Consider the following 21,364-nt stretch of genomic DNA (forward strand, 5'->3'; position numbering starts at 1 on the left):
CCCAATTCTTAATCTTTCAATCAAAAAAAATGAAACTATACGCTATTGAAACCGGAAATTTTAAGCTTGATGGTGGCGCCATGTTTGGTGTAGTGCCTAAAACCATTTGGAACCGCACTAACCCTGCTGATGCCAACAATTTAATTGATATTGCTGCACGATGCTTATTAATTGAGGATGATAAACGTTTAATCCTAATCGATACAGGAATGGGAGACAAGCAATCGGATAAATTTTATGGTTATTATTCGCTTTGGGGTTCACACTCACTAGACAAGTCATTGGCTGAACATGGTTTTCACCGTGATGATATCACAGATGTGTTTATGACGCATTTGCATTTTGATCACTGCGGCGGAAGTGTACAGTGGAATAAAGATAAAACGGGTTACGAACCTGCTTTTAAAAATGCAAAATTTTGGAGTAATGAAAACCATTGGGAATGGGCAACAAAACCAAACCCGAGAGAAAAAGCATCGTTTTTGTCTGAAAATATTTTGCCAATGCAGGAAAGCGGACAGTTAAATTTTATCAAAAGACCCGAAGGAGATTTCTTGGAGAAATCAGAATTAGGTTTTGGAATTTTCTTTGCCGATGGGCACACGGAGAAGCAAATGATTCCGCACATTCAATACAAAGACAAAACTATTATTTTTTGTGCTGATTTATTAGCTACTGCAGGTCACATACCCGTTGCCTATGTGATGGGATATGATACTAGACCTTTATTAACCATGCCAGAAAAAACAAAATTTTTAAATGCGGCCGCTGATAATAATTTCTATTTGTTTCTAGAACATGATGCCCACAACCAGATAATTACAGTACAACATACTGAGAAAGGTGTTCGGTTAAAAGAGGTTTATTCTTGTGAAGAAATCTTAACATAGTGTTAATCGTGCCGTGGTTGTAACAAAATCCTTTATTTTAGACCAATATTTAAATCCTAATAATACATTAAATAATGAATACCATTAAGCCTATTTGCCTTTCAGCTATTGCTCTTGTAGTTTTAGCAGGGTGCGGAACACAAAAACAAGCGGCTAGTTATACAACAATGACTGCTATATCGGCACCATTAAATATTAAAAAAACTAGTCCATTAAAGGAGATTGAGTTAAAACGTTGGAGTCATTTAGACATAGTTAAAGACACTATACCTGGAATGAGTGTAGATAAAGCCTACGCTGAATTATTGAAGGATAAAAAAGGAGTTCCTGTAATTGTAGGTATTGTCGACTCGGGAGTAGATATCGAACATGAAGACTTAAAAACAGTATTATGGACTAATACCAAAGAGATTCCCGGAAACGGAATTGACGATGATAAAAACGGTTATGTAGATGATATTCATGGTTGGAATTTCCTAGGAGATATAACCAAAGAAAATCTAGAATACGAAAGAATCGTAAAAGATAAAAGCATTGTGGACGAGGTGACTTATCTGGAAGCAAAAGCGTTAAATGATAAAAAAGTTGCTGATGCAGTTGCAGTAAAAACACGTTTAGAAGGTATGATCGCCTCATTGGTAAAAAACGATGCTGTTTTAGTTAAGTTCTTAGGTAAGCCAGTCTATACGGTTGCTGATGTAAATGCAATTAGCTCAGAGGATGAAGCTGTAAAGGAAAGTAAGCAAATAATGCAACAAATGTTTTCTTACAGATTGCCGGTAGCAGATTTGAAAGCTGCGGTCGAAAAACAATTAGAGGGTCAAATAGCTTTAGTAAACGGAGATAATCTGAAAACAGATTACAGAAAAGTTGTTGGGGACAACCCTAATGATATTACTGATACTAAATACGGTAATGCAAACGTGATGGGTCCAGATAAAAAAGAAATCCTTCATGGTACTCACGTAGCAGGTATTGTAGCTCAAGTGAGAGGGAATAATTTAGGTGGCGACGGTGTTGCCAACAATGTACAAATTTTGACAGTTCGTGCTGTGCCAGATGGGGATGAGTACGATAAAGACATTGCTTTAGGAATTCGCTATGCAGTAGATAATGGAGCTAAAGTAATCAACGGAAGTTTTGGTAAAAGTTTTTCTCCTCATAGACAATGGGTTTACGATGCGATTAAATATGCTGAGAAAAAAGATGTTTTAATTGTTCATGCCGCAGGTAATGATGCAAAAGACATCGATTTTGCTGAAAATTTCCCAAATGATTCAGAAGATAAGAAAACTGAATTTGCTGATAACATGATTACTATTGGTGCTTTGAATTTTGAATATAGTGATAAGGTAGTTGCTCGTTTCTCAAACATCGGAAAAGTAAATGTAGATGTTTTTGCTCCTGGAGTTCAAATTTATGCAACAACACCTAACAATGCATACCAATATTTAGCTGGAACTTCTATGGCTTCGCCTAATGTTGCTGGAGTTGCTGCCTTAATTCGTTCATATTATCCTAAATTGACAGCTTCACAAGTAAAACACATCTTGATGGATTCAGGTGTAGCTATCACAACTGATGTTGTGGTTGGGGGTAATCCTAAAGATACTCGTTCTTTCTCTACGCTATCTCAGTCAGGTAAAATAGTAAATGCATACAACGCTATTTTAATGGCAGACAAAATGTCAACTAAATAAATCCAAAACTATTAATCTTATGGGAGAGCTTCGGCTCTTCCATTTTTTATTTTAAACCAATGAAGAAAATACTATTACTTTCCCTCGTTACTTTTAATTTTGGTTCGCTAATGGCCCAAAGTACTACTTATTGGCAACAACATGTCGATTATAAAATGGACGTCGTTATGGATGTCAAAAACTACCAATACAAAGGAACACAGGAATTAGTTTACACTAATAATTCTAATGATACTTTGAGAAAAGTATATTACCATTTGTTCAACAATGCTTTCCAACCGGGTAGCGAAATGGATGCTAGGTTGCATAGTATTAAGGATCCAGATGCTAGAATGGTAAACAAAGTTACCGTTGATGGAAAAGAGGTTAAAGTAAGCCGAATTGAAAGCTTGAAACCAAATGAAATAGGCTACCTAAAAATCACTAATTTCAAACAAGATGGCGCAGTAGCAGAAGCTAAAACTGCGGGTACTATTTTAGAAGTGACTTTGGCAAAGCCCATTTTACCGAATTCGAAATCAACTTTTACATTAGATTTTGACGGTCAAGTGCCGATTCAAATTCGTCGTTCAGGACGAAATAATTCTGAAGGAGTAGAGTTATCAATGACTCAATGGTATCCTAAGTTAGCCGAATTTGATTTCGAGGGATGGCATGCTGATCCATATATAGCAAGAGAATTTCAAGGAGTTTGGGGTAATTTTGATGTAAAAATTACTATTGATAAAGAGTTTGTTCTAGGAGGAACGGGTTACTTGCAAAATCCAAACGAAATTGGTTTTGGTTACCAAAGCGAAGGTGTAGTGGTTAACACTCCTAAAAAGACAAAGACGTTAACTTGGCATTTTGTAGCGCCTATGGTACATGATTTTGCATGGGCTGCCGATAAAAATTACATGCACGATGTGGTAAAAGGACCTAATGATGTTGATTTGCATTTCTTGTATAAAAACTATCCAAAAACAGTTGAAAACTGGAAAAAACTGCAGCCAATGATGGTAAAGGTTATGGATGTTTTTAATAAAAATGTTGGAAATTATCCTTACAAACAATACTCCTTTATACAAGGTGGTGATGGCGGAATGGAGTATGCAATGTCTACATTAATGCTCGGAAATGGTACACTTGAGGGAATTTTTGGTACAGCAACACATGAGTTAGGACACTCCTGGTTCCAGCATGTCTTAGCCTCAAACGAGTCAAAACACCCTTGGATGGATGAAGGTTTTACAACCTACATTTCTGATTTGGCTGAAAATGAACTTTCTGATAAAAAAGTAGCAAATCCTTTTTCAGGTAATTACAGAGCGTATTATAATTTAGTAAACTCAGGTAAAGAGCAGTCTCAAACTACGCATGGTGATCGTTATGACGAAAACAGACCTTACAGCACCTCTTCATACGTAAAGGGAAGTGTATTTTTATCACAGTTGCGTTATGTAATAGGTGAAGATAAATTGGCAGAGACCATTAAAAGATACTACCATGATTTCAAGTTCAAGCATCCAACGCCTAACGATATTAAGAGATCAGCGGAGCGTGTTTCAGGTGCTAATCTAGATTGGTATTTAGTAGATTGGGCACAAACAACAAACACGATTGATTACGGAATTAAAGCAGTGACTGAAAACGGAAATCAAACTACAGTTAGTTTAGAAAGAATTGGTAGAATGCCAATGCCAATTGATTTGTTAGTAGAATATACTGATGGAACAATGGAAAGTTTTTATGTGCCTTTACGAATGATGAATTACGAGAAAGCAAATCCTAATCCGGCAGTAAAAAGAACGGTGTTGAATGACTGGACTTGGGCTGCCTCTAACTATGAATTCACAATTGCTAAAGCAAAAGGGACTATCAAAAAAATCACAATTGACCCAAGTGGCTTAATGGCCGACGTGAAACAAGATAATAATGTTTACAAACAATAAGCATTTTCATAAAGTAAATGATAAATCATGAGCGTTACCTACAATGAATTGACAAAATCAGTAGCGATTAAAGATGGTCTAAAAAGTCATCTTTTTCTAATGAAGTTTGTAATGATACTTACTTTAATCAATGCTCTTTTGAATATATCAAATGGTCAAATAGCATTTGGATTTATGAAAGCGTTATGGTTGGTAATAGGTATGTTCTCGGTTGTTATTCTTCACAAGTATATTTTTAAAAAATCAGGTAGCGAGAAAATACCTGCTGATCAAATCAAAGGTATCAATGAAAGTACTTTTTTAGGACGTAAAAAATACTTTATCATATTGCAAAACGGAAAACAACGCGATTTGCTATCTGTAAAATCAGATGCTGAATTTGTACAAGTTCGAAAGCTGTTTACGAAAAACGGAATACTCTAATAAAGAGTAAGGCTGCAAAATATTTTTTGCAGCCTTTTTTTATAATTAACAGATTGGCTCTATTGCGTTCACAATTAAGAAACACTAAATTTGTATCAAACGATTGTAGCAACACCATATGAAACCAACTATTACTATTATTGGCGCAGGAATTTCGGGACTATCGGCAGGACTGCATTTGCATCGCAAAGGTTTTACTGTCAAAATTATTGAAGCTAGCGATCGAGTGGGTGGCCGAATCAAAACCGATATAGTTGATGGTTTTAGATTGGATCAGGGTTTCCAGGTTTTACTTACTTCTTATCCTGAGGCAAAAATGCTCTTGGATTATGATGCTTTGCAGCTAAAAAATTTTTTGCCAGGAGCGACGGTTTTATACGATGGCGGTCAGTTCGAAATTGCTGATCCGTTTAGAAGACCTTCTGCTTTATTGGCAACAGTTTTTGCGCCTGTGGGTTCACTAAAAGACAAGTTCAATACTTTTATTTTAAAGAATAAATTAATAGCTAAATCAGTTGAAGGGATCTTTGCACAACCTCAAAAGTCAAGTCTAGAACAGCTAAAAGACTATGGTTTTAGTGCTAAGATGATCAACCGTTTTTTCAAGCCCTTTTTCTCGGGTATTTTTCTCGAAAATAATTTGGCAACGCCTAATAGGATGTTTGATTTTGTAATGAAAATGTTCTCTGAAGGTGACGCTGCCATTCCGGCTTTGGGTATGGAAGAGATTCCAAAACAATTAGCCAAGCAGTTGCCAGAGCACGCCTTCCTGTTTAACACAAAGGTTACCGATATTCAGGCAAATATAATTATTACAGCTACTGGCGAGCAAATCCAATCGGATATTGTTATTGTAGCAACAGAGGCAACAGCCTTGATTTCTAAATATAAAACAACTACAGAAACTAAGCATCACTCAGTAACTAATGTTTATTTTGAAGCTAAAGTAGCGCCATCAAATAAGGCAGTTGTTATTTTGAATGCTTCAGAGAAAGACAAAATAGTCAATAACTTGACGGTGATGACTAACGTAAGCACAGCATATGCGCCTGCAGGGAAAGTGTTAGTTTCAGTTTCATGCAATGGTCTGCTTGATTATAGCGATCAAGAATTAGCTCAAAAAATTAAAACCGAATTGCAACCGTGGTTCGGGAACCAAGTCGAGGGTTGGTCACATCTTAAAACCTATAAAGTAAAGTACGCATTGCCTCAACTCGAAGTTCTAAAAGATGATTTAAATACTGCAGATATGAAAATTACCGACAATTTATATTGCTGTGGGGATCATTTAATGAATGGTAGCATTAATGCAGCCATGAAATCAGGTCGTTTGTTGGCTGATTTGATAATTTCAGAGAATCGCCAAAATTATATCGATAACAATTGATTGAAGAAATTTTTTTAATACATTTTGACTATTGAATTCACTTAATTATTCTAATTATATCAATCAAAACACTCGAACTGACGAGTTGAAAATTTTTTAAACTGAGATTCTGAATTAGACATCGTAGTGAAATAATTATTCAATAAAAAACCCGTTATGAAGATTTCATAGCGGGTAGGAACGCATTCATTGTATTAACTAATATTGAATTATCTCCCAAAATCATCTTGAAGACGTACAATATCCTCTTCGTCTGATGGCTGATTCAAGTCCGTATGTTGCCAAATCTCTGCAACAATACCCCATGAATCTAGTCCGATTAATCGATGTCTTTCTCCTTTATCCATTTGTATAAATGCACCTGAAGTAAGCTCTTGGATTTCGCCTTCTTCATCTGTCAAACTTGTTTTTACGCCTACTTTTCCTCCAATGATTTTCCAAATTTCAGATCTTCTATAGTGATATTGCCAAGACAATCTTTTATTTGGTGCCACTACTAATATTTTTGGACTCAGTTTATTTGTGATTTGTATTTGAGACAGTTCAAGATTTGGAAAAAATAATTTTGCAAAAGCACTAGCTTGATCTTCTGCTATTACAAAAAATCCTCCCCAAGGCCTTGTCATATCTTGTTGAACAATAGTGAAATTTTCTGATTTTATAATGGCAGCAACTCTTTCAAAGATTGCATTTTTATCCATTATGAGGTCTAAATTAAAGTTCATTTTAGGTGTATATTTTAAATTTTAGTATGCTCTTTTATTAGTTGAAATCCTAAAGTAGTTAAGTGTGTCGCCGCATTTTGCATCGCATCCTCCGTAGTCACTCCCATTTCCATAATAGAATGGATACTTTCAGGATGTAGATTTTCTTCGATTAGTTTTTTATCTTTTACAATTCCTGCAATAATTGAAAAGGGAATTTGATTTTTAAGTGCTCTTTCGCTAATACCTTTGATTACTTTACCCTCGATTGTTTGTTTGTCAACAGAACCTTCTCCTGTAATGATTAAGTCAATATTATCTTTTAATAGAGTGTCAAAACCATTTTGTTCCATTACAAAATCAATTCCTGATTTTATTTTGGCATCCAAAAAGCAAACTGCTCCTGCCCCTAAACCGCCAGCGGCTCCTGCGCCTTTAATAGTTTCTACTTTTTTGTTAAGGTATTTTAGAACTTGATTACTAAAATGTCGAAGTCCCAGGTCTAATAATTGAATCTGTTCTTCTGATGCACCTTTTTGACCCCCGTAAACGTAAGCGGCACCATTTCTCCCGAACAATGGGTTTTTGACATCACATACTACGGTGCAGTTAATTTCATTTAGATCAAATAATAGATGAGTATCCACAATTTTAGCAATATGTAACATCTCTTTACCAATGGGGTTAATAAGTTCGTCTTTTGAGTTGTAAAGCTGATAACCCAAAGCGGCTGCCATCCCTATTCCAGCATCATTTGTTGCGCTTCCGCCAATAAATAATACAATGTTTTTATATCCTTTTTGAATTGCGTCAAGGATGAGTTGTCCAGTACCAAAGGTAGAAGTATAGTAACAGTTTTTTTCGTTTTCTTCTAATAGCTGCAGTCCGGATGCATTTGCCATTTCAATGTATGCAGTATCCTCAGATACTTTATAAGAGGCCTTGATTTCTTTAAACAAAGGGTTCATTACTATGATAGAAATGGTTTTCAGTTTGAAATAATTTTGCAATATATCCAAGGTTCCTTCGCCGCCGTCAGCCAGTGGATGTTTTATAGTTTCAATTAATGGATTCGCTTTTTTAATTCCGTCTTCAATGGCGTTACAAACCTCCATGGCAGACAAAGAACCTTTGAATTTATCGGGTGCTATTAAAATTCTCATTTTGTAATTTTTTAGTTAGTGTATTTAGTAGCAACTGAGATTAAAAAAAGCAGCACAATTCGTTTCCTCCTCATGCCGCCAAATTAACCAACTCAATGTATTTTATTGATTGAAATACTTTAATCTCAATCTATTTTATCGATGCTAAAATGTCTGGAAGTGCAAATGAAAACGCAAGTATTGCAATGAAGAATACAACTAATATCAACACATCTTTAGAGTAAATATCTTCTTTACGAACGCTAAACACAATATTGGTATCCGTATTTTTTTCTGTTTTATAGATAGCACTAAATACTAATGCTAATACGAAAGTGATAACAAAACCGGTTAGGTTAAACCAAATCCAGAAAATATCATTAAAAAAGTATTTGATCGTAACATTGATCAAAACTCCACCTATAATCCCAACGTTCATCCCAATATAATTCACTCTTTTTACTAAAATAGCAATTATAAATGTAGCTAGGATAGGGCCATAAAATTGAGATGATATCATGTTAATCAACTCAATTACGGTTCCGCCATTATTCCCAAAAAGATAAGCCGATGCGATACAAACAATCCCCCAGAATATAATGGAAATCTTAGAAAGCTGCATGTACTTAGCCTGACTTAGTTTTACTTTTCCTCTATTAAAAAGATCTTCAACTGTTACCGCTCCAAGTGAGTGAATTGTTGCACTTACTGATGACATAGCCGCTGATAAAATCCCTACGATTAAAATTCCAATTAATCCGTGTGGCAAGTATTTCATAATGAAAACAGGCAACATCAAATCAGGTTTGAAACCGTTTTTGAGAAATTCTTCTGGATAATTTTTTTGAGTTAATGAAGCAATTTCGTTCATGAAATCAGGAGTCAAATGCACTAATGCACCGATGATTAAACCCATAATACAATAGGTCAATACCACAGGGAAACGCAATAATCCGTTTGTCAATAATATTTTCTTAGCCGAGTTTTCGTCTTTAGCCGATATCAATCGTTGTGCTTGTGTTTGATCTGTTCCGTAGTATGAAAGGTATAAAAATAATCCACCTAGTACCATTGGCAAAAGCCCATAAGTACCACCGTCAAACCCTAAATTAGGGACATCAATTACTTGCAAACGCTCGCTATCAAAACCAGTAAAATTAGGATTGGCTTTAAGAACATCCCAACCGTAATAAATACAGATAAGTAATCCGCCGAACAAAATTACCATTTGAATCGCATCACCCCAAACCACCGCTTTCATTCCGCCCATATACGAATACACGATTGTGATAATGGTAATTAAAAGAATGGTCCAGTGAAAACTAATACTCAAGACTGATTGTAAAATAATTGCAATGGTGTACACACCCACACCCGTAGATAGCGAGCGACTTATTTGAAAAACAACACTCAATACAATTCGAGTAGAAGATGAAAAACGTCTTTCGACAAATTCATAAATACTCACAATATTAGCTCTGTATAATGGCGGAACAATGATCAACATAATTCCGATCATGGCCAATGGCACCGCCAACTCAAAGGTCAACCACTTCATCCCGCCGCCCTGAGCTAATCCAACAAACGCAGGAGCCGAAATAAAACTGATCGCAGAGAGTTGGGTCGCCATAGCGGATAAACTCAATGGAAACCACCCCATATCTTTACCACCCAAAAAATAATCTTTTCCGTCCTTGTTCTCTTTAAAAAACACTCCTAACCCTAGAAAGGCAATTAGGTAAACAACGACTACGATATAATCAATCCAGTTCATAAAGATTTATTTATAAAATTAATTCTCTAACATGTCTAAAAACAGCGCCGCACTCCAAGAGAAATTACCGCCTCCATATCCTTTAGCATCTTCTGTATATTCTGATTTTCTTGCATCAAAATATTCATAGAAACCTACTTTTTTCAAGATCTCAATACTGTCTGATTTTACTCTTGCAGCGATATCTTTGTATCCATACTCTTTTAAACCATTGTATAAAATCCAGTTTAAGTTAATCCAAACTGGTCCTCTCCAGTATTTTTTAGGATTGAAACGTTCGCTTGTAGGGTCAAATGAAGCACATAAGTACATATCATGGCCACCAAATTTAGTCATCATCGTATTAATGATTGTTGCCGCTTGTTCCTTGCTTGGGATTCCCGCAAACAATGGCGAAAATGAGGAAGAACTTACAAAACGGATTGGCTTTTCGTTTCTTAAATCATAATGAATATAAGCGCCTAATTCGGCATCATATAATTTTTCATTAAAAGCGCGAATGCTTTTCTCTTGCCATTTTTTCAGTTGTGCAATTTTATCATCGTTACCACCTATTAATTGGTACAAGTTAATCAATGAATCATTAGACTTAATCAACATCGAATTAAACAAAGGATCTTGAACTAAAAACGGCGATAGCTCCGCTATTTTTGCATCATCATAATTATGCTCTTTTGCTATTTGGATAATGTGTAAATAGTGATCGTATTCTCTTTTTGAAGGTCTTTGGGATGCATCAACATGTGTGGTGTCTCTACGCTCAAAAGTATATTCTGGTGGGTTCATAGTCAACCAAATATCATCCCAAATAGGTGAATTATCGGTTCCTGATTCCCAATTGTGGTAGATGTAGACTAAACCTTCATTTTGAGGATCTCTTTTAGTGTAGAAATAATTATGATTGTCGTAAACTTTATCAATGTTTTCTTTGATGAAGCTTAATACATCCGCTTTGTCTGTCCCAATTTCGTACATTTTTTCTAATGTAAAACCTAGAACGGGTGGCTGTGTCATTCCTGTAGAAGGATATGCGTCATTTGATTCAGGATGTAATTTTGATAAATGAAAATCACGTCCTGGAAAATAACTATCTGTTTCAACGTGAAAAACAATATGCGGAATAAATCCGTTGCCCCATTGTGAATCCAAAAGTGTTTTCATCTCTTTCTTGGCTTTATCCATATCATAATGTGCAAAACCAATGGCTATAAAACCGGAATCCCACTTCCATTGAAAAGGGTACAACCCTTTGCACGGGATCGAATATCCTTTTTCTTGAAAATTATCGTTTAAGATGTTTTTGGCCTCTTTAATTAAGTCCTTTTCCATGTTGTTATTTATTAAAAAAGATGCCTTGATGAATAAATACCAAGGCATCTTAGCTTTTATTGTTTTAAAAAGTAAATGTCAAGTTCATTAATGCCGTTCTTGGGATAATTGGTCTACCCACAAAGAATTGCTCATCTGTTTGATTATCACCTAATCTTGGCGAACCTTCCGTAATTCCAGCAGAATTAAATAAGTTGAAAGACTGCGCTCCTACTCTAAGTGTTTCGTTATCAGATCCAACATTGAAAGTATATCCTAAACTTAAATCAACAATTCCAAAACCTTGTAATTTGATTGTATTAGCGTCATTTGTGAATTTATCACCAGCATAGTTATAATCAAGATTCGCGTCAAAATTTGATTTATCATAAGACAATCCTAATTTTGTCATTACATTAGGTTGTCTAGCCAATTTGTTTCCTACATAAGTTGGATTATTTTCAGACTTGGTCAACTCATGTTTTTGGTAAGTAAACGTACCGTTAAATGCAAATCCAGGGATAAATCTCCAGTTCCACGTACTTTCAATACCATACGATTTTGTGTCTTGTAAATCTACCTTTTCAATGAAACCACCTGAGTTATTTGGGTCATTAATAAATTGCACGTTTCTTCTATCAGACAAATTTGCTGAGTATAACGCTACCGTTCCAGAGAAATCTCCTTTACCATATTTCAAACCTGCTTCGGCTTGAATAATTTTCTCCGGAGAATACGTATTTGGATTACCTAGAGCATCAAATTTTACAGAACGTAATTCTGGGAAGAAATACCCTTTAGAAAAGTTACCATAAACGCTTGTACTTGTACTTATTTTGTACAATGCTGCTAATGAAATTGCGTAATCACTCGTAGAAACATGTGCACGTTGGTATGCTCCAGTTCCCCAAATTACTTTATCAATACCCACGATACCAGTTGCATATTGAGTAGTTGCTAAATTGTACTCTTTTGATTTTTCGTTTTCAATTGTTCCAGAAGCTGTTTCATGTCTGAAACCGATATCGAAATTCCATTTCTCTAATTTGATTTGATCCGTTAAGAAAAAAGCCAATTTATTACTTGAAATGTTTTTATTAGAATATCCAGTAGCTGTATTAGTTACTCCGTTTACAGTATAACCAGAAAGGTTTACTAATCTTGGGCGGTTACTGTATTCGCTTAAATAACTCGTTGTGATATTCAAATCTCCTGCAGATGATCTAGACATAAATGTTCCCGCCGTAACAGTATGAATTCCCATTTTGTTGATTATTTTAATCTCAGATACTAATTCGTCTAATGGACGAACTCTGTCTACAATTCTGTTTTCGAATAAAAGAGCAGAAGCTGGCAAAGCTGCACCGTTTATAGTTGTAAAATTACCTGACGTTATGCCTCTAGTTGCTTTGAATTGATCTTGTGTTTCAACAGCTTTTGCACCTGTAACACCACTTCCGTCCGTAAAAAAGTTAAATTGATTCTGATATTGAGATTTTCTAATTTTTGCATCAATACTGAAATTATCTGAAAAATTATGTACAAAATTAGTCATGAAATATCCCCCTTTTGTAGCAACTCCATCTTTAATATTTGATGTAAACATTCCGTTTGGTGTAGCATATGAAATATCAGAAACGGCAGCTGTTTGCAAAGTCAAAATTTCTTTTCCGTCGTTACCAATAGGTCTTGTTCTGCTTCCTCCTTGTAATGGGTAAGGCAAAAAGAATTGTACTTTATCGTCAATTACTTGTCCAGAAAAGGTAATCGTACTTTTGTCAGTTACTTTTTTTACATTAGCACGTATTTGGTATCCTTCAGTTGGCAATCCTGTTTTGATTGGTCCTTCATCATAACGATAAAACCCTGTTACGGCATAGAATAAATTAGAATCTTTCCCTCCTAATTGTCCACTAGACAAGAAATCTGCTTTGTATCTAGAATTAGTCCCTACTTCGGTCTTCAAAATATTTTTGGGAGTCACTGAACCTGTTTCACTTGTATAGTTAATAATACCTGCAACAGAACCTGCACCATATAATACTGATGAACCACCACGAATGAACTCTAAACTTTTCATACCAATGTCTGTTCTAAAATAAACATCATGAGCAGAAGAGTTTAATCCAAAAGTAGATAATACCGGCATTCCATCTATTTGCAAAGGATTAAATTGAAATTGACCTCCAGAAGGTAAACCTCTCACAAACACGTTGGATGCTACTTCACCACCACCATTCTCAGTAGTAATTCCAGGTACACTTCGCAAAATATTAGCTTGGCTACTTGTGTTTAATTTTGTTAAATCTTTTGCGCTAAAAGAAGTAATCGAAACGGGAGTTTCTTTTTGTGAACGCTTAACCGAAGTTGCAGTCAAAACAACTTCATCTAAACTTTCAATACTTTCCTTTAATGTAAAGTTTACCGTTGCGTCTCCAGAGAAGTTTACGGTTTTTGTTTGCGGAAAAAAACCAATGTACATCACTTTGACTTTTTGCTCTCCGCTTAGCTTTGCAGTAATCTCGTATTTTCCGTCAAAATCTGTTGTGGTTCCATAATTAGTTCCAGCTACAACAACATTCACCTGTGGTAAAGGGTTGTTTTTCTCATCCGTCACCGTCCCTTTAATAGTCGATTGTGAATAGGAACAGGTTCCTATCAGCAATAAAAATATTTTTAAATATTTTTTCATTTTGGTTGAATTTAAATTAAAATTTTGGTTTATTATTTTTGGCTAAACTAAAATGTTTCCAATCATATTGATACCAAAAAAATACAAAAAATGACCGCAAACGTTTGCGGAAACGTTTGCAAAGAAAATAAAATTAGTACTTTTGCTGATATATCTATAAAAAATGCGCAAAAAAAATATTGTTACCTTAAAAAAATTGGCCTTAGATTTAGGATTGTCCATTTCTACTGTTTCAAGAGCATTGAATAATCATGTAGACATTAGTGAAGAAACAAAAGAGCGTGTTAAGGCTTACGCCAATAAAGTAAAGTATGCTCCCAATTTATTTGCCCGAGGATTTCGTTCTCACAAATCAAATATAATTGGGGTTATAATCCCTAATATAGAACACCAATTTACCGCCACCTTATTAAAAGGAATTATTTATAATGCAGATTTAAATGGGTACAAGGTTATTATATGTGAATCCTTTAATAATGAACAAAAACAAGCGGCACTTCTGGAAACGATGGTGCAGTTTGGTGTTGACGGTGTTTTATTATCTCTAGTGAAAAAAAATACTAATGTGGATGATATTCTAGACATGATGCAACACATTCCGCTCATCCTATTTGACAGAGTGTCTGCAAAAGTGCCTTGCACACAAATTGTTATTGACGATGAAGAAGCTGCTTTTAAAGCGGTGGAACATCTTATTAATACCGGAAAAAAGAGAATTGCAATTATCAAAGAAACAGAAAGCTCTATTCTGTCTGAAAAGAGATATGCGGGATATTTAAAAGCCTTGAAAAAGTACGGAATAGATTTAGACGAAAGTCTGGTTATGAGTTGCGAAAATCTTACGATTGCTGAGGGTAAAAAGCTTGCAAAGGTATTAGTTGGCTTGCAGCATAAACCGGATGGTATATTTGCTATTACAGACGAAGCAGGAATAGGGGCAATTCAAGTTTTGACGAAAAACAAAATAAAAATTCCCGAAGACGTTGCAGTCGTCGGATTTAGTAATTCAGTTTACTCGACAATCATCAAGCCTAAACTTACAACGATTGATCAACCCGGAAATAGAATTGGTGAGGTGGCCATCAAGTATTTAATTGACGAAATAAACAGTGATACTGTTATTAGTTACAAAACTATTGAAATCAAAACTAATTTGATCGTACGAGGTTCCTCTTTTAAATCTTTAAAAAGGAATAGCTTATCCTAATTCGTTTGTTGAGAACAGTAAATAAATAAAATCTAATTTTCACATGAGACTTTTATGGTTCTGTTTTAAGAGAGCTATTTCAAATGATCCAACATGTCTTTAGTCATGCTCTCTAAGTCAAATTGGTGTTGCCAGTTCCAATCAGCTTTAAGGTATTGAAGTCTTCTAAAAAATTATAAAAATAGGGTATTGTCAGTGCAGGAAAAGTTGTTTACTTTAGAAACAATAAAAAGTTGTCTTGACCATGAAAAACAAACTTACAATTATCGCAATATTATTTCTGCTGGTGAACTTTAGTTGCAAAGCACAATCAATTGTACCGCTAGAAACAAGAGTAAATTACTATAATTCAATAAATGGCATTCCTGAAACTATTACTTATTTTAAGGATATTAACCATTTGCTAGATAAATATGTAGGTAATTGGAAATACAGTTTATAAGCAAATACATTGTAATTAATATTAAAAATCAAAAAATATGAAAAGTTTTCTTTTAACTTTCAGCTTGTTTTTAACCTTATTAAGTAGTGGTTGTCAGGCTCAACAGTTGGTTAAAACGATAAAAGACGTATATCTATTGAAAAATAATGAGCAACGGTTTCTCAACAAACCTTTAAAAAACGTTCTCAAAGAATTAAAACCTAAGATAAAATCAGGTTATGCAAGTAATGATAATCCATTCTTTTTTAGATTTAAATTTATAACTCATGAGCAACAGAAAATGCAAAAGAGCGATACGAGTTGGGAAGACCAAGTGTCTTTGTATGTTTATGTAAAAAATCCAATTGATTGGAAATGGGAAAATAGACCTGAATCGATTGGTTTGGCATGGACTAAAGAAGATGCAGCAAAGTACGGTGACCTTATTGTAGTGAGAATTAAAGTTATTAACCAACCTAAAGAGTAAATAACAATTATTTTCAGATTTATAATTGATTCATGATAATAGAGAAATAGAATAAAAAATATTTTATAAACTATGATCGCCTAAATTTAAAAATTAGTGTTCTAACAATAATGCCGCAAAACTGATATTTTGCGGCATTATTTATTCTTTAACGACTTATTCTAAATGCTCTAGCATATCTTTAGTCATGCTTTCTAAATCAAATTGATGTTTCCATCCCCAATCAGCTCTAGCGCTACTGTCATCAATGCTTGCAGGCCAGCTGTCAGCTATTTTTTGACGAAAGTCAGGTTCATAGGTAATCGTAAATTCGGGAATATGCTTGGTAATTTCGGCAGCAATCTCCGTTGGTGTAAAACTCATTGCAGCTAAATTATAGGAGGAATGAATTTTGATTTGATCAGCAGGTGCTTGCATAATTCTTATAGTCGCCGCAATAGCATCATCCATATACATCATTGGCATTTTAGTTTCTGATGATAGGAAACACTCATACGTTTTATCGGCTAGTGCTTTGTGAAAAATATCCACAGCATAGTCTGTAGTACCACCACCAGGAGGTGATGACCAGCTTATCAAACCAGGATAGCGTATGCTACGCACATCGACGCCAAAGATATTGTGGTAGTACTCACACCATCTTTCTCCTGCTTGTTTACTAATTCCGTATACAGTAGACGGCTCCATGATGGTGTACTGTGGGGTGTTCTCTTTTGGGGTTGTAGGTCCAAAAACAGCAATGCTAGATGGCCAAAATATTTTTTTGATTTTTCCGGCTTTCGCCAAATTCAAAACGTGAAACAAGGAGTTCATATTTAAATCCCAAGCAAAAGCAGGATTCTTCTCGGCAGTTGCAGATAATAAAGCAGCCATCAAGTACACATCAGTAATTTGATGTACTTCTACTAAATGCTCAATTTGGTTGAAATCTAATGCATTAATTACTTCAAAGGGTCCAGCATTAACAACGTCGTTATTAAGCTTACGAATATCCGAAGCGATTACATTATCGGTTCCGTAAATTTTTCGTAGAGAATGCGTTAACTCGGTGCCTATTTGTCCACAAGCACCTATAATTAAGATTTTTGTACTCATTTTTTGATTGAATTTTAGGTAGCTAAGATAACGTTTTCGTATAGATCTGAAACACTTGTGAACGGGTTTGCATTTTGTACAATTAAAAACTTAAAATCGTTAATTTATGTAGCTTTTTTTGCCTTTATGATGCAAAAAATGCAGGGATTAGAATTGATTGGTAATTCCTGTTTTGCAATCTATAATTATAAATTTACTTTGTAACTTTGTGCTTTAACGAAAATACGATGAAATTTAAATTATCCTACTTCCTTTTTCTTTTTGTTCTACTTGTTTCGTGCAAGGATGACAACCAAAAGCGGGAGGCCGAAAATGAAAAAGACGCCAAAAAAAAGGAGGTCATTTTTTCGAACATTAACAAAGGATGGGTTTTTTATGATACACCTATAAACAAGACAGCTGAGGTAAGTGTGGCAACTTGGACTGAACTACGTATGTTTATCGCAGAGTTAGCTCAAAAACCAAAAAAGACAATAGGTGCTTTTCAGCAAAAGTCGACCGCAATTTCTAAAAAAGTAATGGCACTCAAAGAAAACATTCCTTCGCAATATGATGTGCCGCAAATTAAAAGTAGAATTTCAGTATTGATTACTAAAGTTCGTATGCTTGACTTATACATTCATCTTGATAATATTCCTGACGATAAAGTTGTAGTTGCGATCACTGAAATCAATAAAGAACTAGCTTCTCTTCAAAGACAAATGGATAATATTGTCGAAAAAAGTAAAATTCCTGTTGAACAAGGTGAATCTGAATTAATAAAAATGATGGATCCTTCTAGAGCGATTCTCCCACAACCACTTATAGACCCAAACACACCAAGAGTTGAGTAAAGCTGCCCTTTTTAAAATTTTTGATAGTTCTCCTAAAATCCAACAGATTGTAGATCGTTTACGGGAGCAAAATCCCGTAAAATTACATTTAGATGGTTTAATAGGCTCGTCGATTTCAATTGTAATTCAATCGCTTTTTAAAAAGGCCGAACATCCTTTTTTGATTGTTTTAAACAATAAAGAGGAAGCAGCTTATTACCTCAATGACCTAGAGCAATTGATAGGGGAGCAAGATGTTTTATTTTATCCAGGCTCTTTTCGTCGTCCGTACCAAATCGAAGAAACTGACAATGCTAATGTTTTGCTTCGTGCCGAAGTATTAAACCGCATTAATTCGCGTAAAAAACCTGCGGTTATTGTTAGCTATCCTGAAGCATTGTTTGAAAAGGTGGTTACACGAAAGGATTTAGATAAAAACACACTGAAAGTTACTGTAGGCGATAAGATTTCGATAGATTTTATTAACGAAGTTTTATTTGAATATGAATTCAAAAGAGTTGATTTTATTACAGAGCCAGGCGAGTTTTCGGTTCGAGGCGGAATCGTAGATGTGTTTTCATTTTCGAATGATAATCCGTACCGAATCGAGTTTTTTGGTGATGAGGTCGAAAGCATCCGATCCTTTGATGTGGCAACACAGTTGTCGATCGAAAAACAAAAAAAGATTACCATTATCCCTAATGTCGAAAACAAAGTTTTTCAAGAAAACAGAGAGTCTTTCTTAGATTATATTTCTGAGAAAACGGTTATTTTTATCCAAAACACGGAGGATTTATTTTTGCAATTAGACAAGCAATTTGTAAAAGCTGAAGAAGCTTTTGAGAAATTATCCAAAGATATTAAGCATGCTACTCCAGAACAATTGTTTTTGAATCAAGCTAGTTTTATAAAAAGAGCTTTAGATTTCTCGGTAGTCGAACTAGGTTCAAAAGCTGTTTTTAGAACCATGAAAAAGTTCGAGTTTCATGTGCAACCACAACCATCTTTCAACAAACAATTTGATTTGCTGTTAAATAATTTGAGTGAGAATCATTTTAACGGTTACAAGAATTATTTATTTTGTTCTAATGAAGCTCAGGCAAAACGCTTTCATGATATTTTTGAAACTTTGGACGAAGCCAATTCAGAGAATGTACGCAAGCAGTATCATACAATCGTAATGCCTTTGTACCAAGGTTTCATTGACGAAGAAAACCAAGTTATTTGTTATACCGATCACCAAATTTTTGAACGCTACCATAAGTTTAATATTAAAAACGGCTATTCAAAAAAACAGAATATTACTTTAAAAGAATTAACGACTTTATCCGTAGGAGATTATGTGACTCATATTGACCATGGTATTGGACGCTTTGGCGGATTGCAAAAAATTCAAGTAGAAAATAAAACACAGGAAGCCATCAAGCTAGTGTATGCTGATAATGACATTGTGTATGTGAGCATTCATTCACTACACAAAATTTCAAAATATAACGGTAAAGACGGTACGCCTCCTAAAATTTATAAATTAGGATCGAATGCGTGGAAGGTCTTGAAGCAAAAGACCAAAGCGAGAGTCAAGCACATAGCATTCAATTTGATTCAGCTGTATGCAAAGCGACGCTTAGACAAAGGCTTTCAGTTTGCGCCTGATAGTTACCTGCAAAACGAATTAGAAAGCTCGTTTATATACGAAGATACGCCAGATCAGATGAAATCTACGGCTGAGGTAAAAGCCGATATGGAGAGCGACCGACCTATGGATCGATTAGTTTGTGGCGATGTAGGTTTTGGAAAAACAGAAGTTGCGATTCGTGCTGCATTCAAAGCGGTTGATAACAGCAAGCAAGTTGCGATATTAGTGCCCACAACAATTTTAGCTTACCAACACTACCGCACTTTTACAGAGCGCTTAAAGGATATGCCTGTTTCTGTAGGGTATTTAAACCGTTTTAGAACAGCCAAACAAAAAGCAGAAACACTTAAATTATTAGCCGAAGGGAAGCTAGATATTGTCATAGGTACGCACCAATTGGTGAATAAAAATGTCGTTTTTAAAGATTTGGGTTTACTGATAGTAGATGAGGAACAAAAATTTGGTGTAAACGTAAAAGATAAATTAAAAACCATCGCTGCTAATGTAGATACTTTGACACTGACAGCAACGCCTATTCCTAGAACCTTACAGTTTTCATTGATGGCTGCACGAGATTTATCAGTAATCACAACGCCACCGCCTAATCGTTATCCTATTGAAACTAATGTAGTAGGTTTTAGTGAAGAGCTAATTCGCGATGCGATTTCGTATGAAATTCAGCGCAACGGACAAGTGTTTTTTATCAATAACCGTATCGAAAACATTAAAGAAATTGCGGGTATGATTCAGCGTTTGGTTCCCAATGCGAGAGTTGGTATCGGTCACGGACAAATGGACGGGAAAAAACTAGAGGAATTGATGCTTGCTTTTATGAATGGTGAGTTTGATGTTTTGATTGCGACAACCATTATCGAGAGTGGTCTTGATGTGCCGAATGCCAATACGATTTTTATCAATAACGCCAATAATTTTGGATTGTCTGATTTGCATCAAATGCGAGGACGTGTGGGTCGAAGTAATAAAAAAGCATTCTGTTATTTCATTTGTCCGCCTTATTCCGCCATGACCGAGGATGCCAGAAAACGAATTCAAGCGCTGGAACAATTTAGTGAGTTGGGCAGCGGATTTAATATTGCGATGAAGGATCTTGAAATTCGTGGTGCAGGAGATTTGTTAGGTGGTGAGCAATCGGGTTTCATCAACGAAATAGGATTTGATACCTATCAAAAAATCATGAACGAGGCCATAGAAGAATTGAAAGAGAATGAGTTCAAAGATTTATACCCTGAAGAAAATAATATCGAGACCAAGGAATATGTAAAAGACTTGCAAATAGACACTGATTTTGAGTTGTTATTCTCAGATGAATACATCAATAATATTAGCGAACGATTGAGTTTGTACAATGAATTGGGTGCCGTTAAAAACGAGGAAGAGTTAATTGTTTTTCAAAATAAATTAATTGACCGTTTCGGACCTATGCCACCTCGAGCTATCGCGCTGATGAATAGTATTCGAATTAAGTGGATTGCAACTGGAATCGGAATCGAAAAGCTCGTGATGAAGCAAGGGAAGATGATTTGTTATTTTGTTTCTGATCAGCAATCGGATTATTACCAGTCGAAACGCTTTAAAAAGGTTTTGGATTTTGTACAAAAACGGACTGACATTTGTAAAATGAAAGAGAAACAAACACCAAATGGTTTGCGCTTATTATTGACTTTTGATGATGCAAAAACGACTAGAAAGGCTTTAGAGATGATGAAGCTGTTGGGAGGAGAGTAAAATCTTGTA

Annotated in this window: 16 protein-coding genes; 10 read left to right on the plus strand and 6 right to left on the minus strand. The window is 35.2% G+C overall.

The features are described 5' to 3' along the window. The first annotated feature begins 29 nt into the window (after positions 1-29). The 5 genes from H8R22_RS03145 (at position 30) to H8R22_RS03165 (ending at position 6,331) form a co-directional block, all read left to right on the plus strand. Positions 30-890: an MBL fold metallo-hydrolase gene (locus H8R22_RS03145; RefSeq protein WP_187008980.1), complete on the plus strand. Its 861-nt coding sequence runs from the start codon at positions 30-32 to the stop codon at positions 888-890. Between the two features lie 74 nt (positions 891-964). Continuing rightward, on the plus strand, positions 965-2,590 hold the full coding sequence (locus H8R22_RS03150) for a S8 family peptidase (RefSeq protein WP_187008979.1): 1,626 nt from the start codon (positions 965-967) through the stop codon (positions 2,588-2,590). A 59-nt stretch (positions 2,591-2,649) separates the two neighbouring features. Next, entirely contained in the window at positions 2,650-4,521 is a 1,872-nt protein-coding gene (locus H8R22_RS03155) for a M1 family metallopeptidase (RefSeq protein ID WP_187008978.1), read from the plus strand. A gap of 27 nt (positions 4,522-4,548) precedes the next feature. Further along, entirely contained in the window at positions 4,549-4,944 is a 396-nt protein-coding gene (locus tag H8R22_RS03160) for a hypothetical protein (RefSeq protein WP_187008977.1), read from the plus strand. Between the two features lie 118 nt (positions 4,945-5,062). Continuing rightward, positions 5,063-6,331, plus strand: coding sequence for a protoporphyrinogen/coproporphyrinogen oxidase (locus H8R22_RS03165; RefSeq protein WP_187008976.1), 1,269 nt, complete (start codon positions 5,063-5,065; stop codon positions 6,329-6,331). 209 nt (positions 6,332-6,540) lie between these two features. On the opposite strand, the gene H8R22_RS03170 is transcribed toward H8R22_RS03165, so the two are convergent. The 5 genes from H8R22_RS03170 to H8R22_RS03190 all read right to left on the minus strand — a co-directional run bounded on the left by H8R22_RS03170 (position 6,541) and on the right by H8R22_RS03190 (position 13,951). Then, positions 6,541-7,056: a cupin domain-containing protein gene (locus H8R22_RS03170; RefSeq protein ID WP_187008975.1), complete on the minus strand. Its 516-nt coding sequence runs from the start codon at positions 7,054-7,056 to the stop codon at positions 6,541-6,543. Between the two features lie 14 nt (positions 7,057-7,070). Continuing rightward, complete coding sequence (locus H8R22_RS03175; protein ID WP_187008974.1) at positions 7,071-8,198, minus strand: glycerate kinase; 1,128 nt, start codon at positions 8,196-8,198, stop codon at positions 7,071-7,073. A 130-nt stretch (positions 8,199-8,328) separates the two neighbouring features. Next, positions 8,329-9,951: a sodium:solute symporter family transporter gene (locus H8R22_RS03180; RefSeq protein WP_187008973.1), complete on the minus strand. Its 1,623-nt coding sequence runs from the start codon at positions 9,949-9,951 to the stop codon at positions 8,329-8,331. Between the two features lie 18 nt (positions 9,952-9,969). Beyond that, positions 9,970-11,280, minus strand: a complete 1,311-nt coding sequence (locus tag H8R22_RS03185; protein ID WP_187008972.1) for an amylo-alpha-1,6-glucosidase — start codon at positions 11,278-11,280, stop codon at positions 9,970-9,972. A gap of 64 nt (positions 11,281-11,344) precedes the next feature. Continuing rightward, positions 11,345-13,951 (minus strand): TonB-dependent receptor, encoded by a 2,607-nt coding sequence (locus tag H8R22_RS03190; RefSeq protein ID WP_187008971.1) that lies wholly within the window; start codon positions 13,949-13,951, stop codon positions 11,345-11,347. A 163-nt stretch (positions 13,952-14,114) separates the two neighbouring features. On the opposite strand from H8R22_RS03190, the gene H8R22_RS03195 reads away from it, so the two are divergent. The 3 genes from H8R22_RS03195 to H8R22_RS03205 all read left to right on the plus strand — a co-directional run bounded on the left by H8R22_RS03195 (position 14,115) and on the right by H8R22_RS03205 (position 16,066). Then, the gene (locus H8R22_RS03195) at positions 14,115-15,158 is read left to right on the plus strand and encodes a LacI family DNA-binding transcriptional regulator (protein ID WP_187008970.1); all 1,044 of its coding nucleotides are present in this window, start codon (positions 14,115-14,117) and stop codon (positions 15,156-15,158) included. Between the two features lie 244 nt (positions 15,159-15,402). Beyond that, positions 15,403-15,600: a DUF6705 family protein gene (locus H8R22_RS03200; RefSeq protein ID WP_187008969.1), complete on the plus strand. Its 198-nt coding sequence runs from the start codon at positions 15,403-15,405 to the stop codon at positions 15,598-15,600. A 37-nt stretch (positions 15,601-15,637) separates the two neighbouring features. Then, positions 15,638-16,066 (plus strand): hypothetical protein, encoded by a 429-nt coding sequence (locus H8R22_RS03205; RefSeq protein ID WP_187008968.1) that lies wholly within the window; start codon positions 15,638-15,640, stop codon positions 16,064-16,066. Positions 16,067-16,222: 156 nt separating this feature from the next. Here the strand turns inward: H8R22_RS03205 and H8R22_RS03210 are convergent, their stop codons facing one another. After that, positions 16,223-17,161, minus strand: a complete 939-nt coding sequence (locus H8R22_RS03210; protein ID WP_187008967.1) for an L-threonine 3-dehydrogenase — start codon at positions 17,159-17,161, stop codon at positions 16,223-16,225. 227 nt (positions 17,162-17,388) lie between these two features. Between H8R22_RS03210 and H8R22_RS03215 the strand changes: the two genes are divergently transcribed. Then, positions 17,389-17,994: a hypothetical protein gene (locus H8R22_RS03215; protein WP_187008966.1), complete on the plus strand. Its 606-nt coding sequence runs from the start codon at positions 17,389-17,391 to the stop codon at positions 17,992-17,994. A 37-nt stretch (positions 17,995-18,031) separates the two neighbouring features. Continuing rightward, positions 18,032-21,355, plus strand: coding sequence for a transcription-repair coupling factor (gene mfd, locus H8R22_RS03220; RefSeq protein WP_394368131.1), 3,324 nt, complete (start codon positions 18,032-18,034; stop codon positions 21,353-21,355). Positions 21,356-21,364: the final 9 nt, after the last annotated feature.

It is taken from the genome of Flavobacterium kayseriense (genome assembly GCF_014305095.1).
Classification (GTDB): Bacteria; Bacteroidota; Bacteroidia; order Flavobacteriales; family Flavobacteriaceae; genus Flavobacterium; species Flavobacterium kayseriense.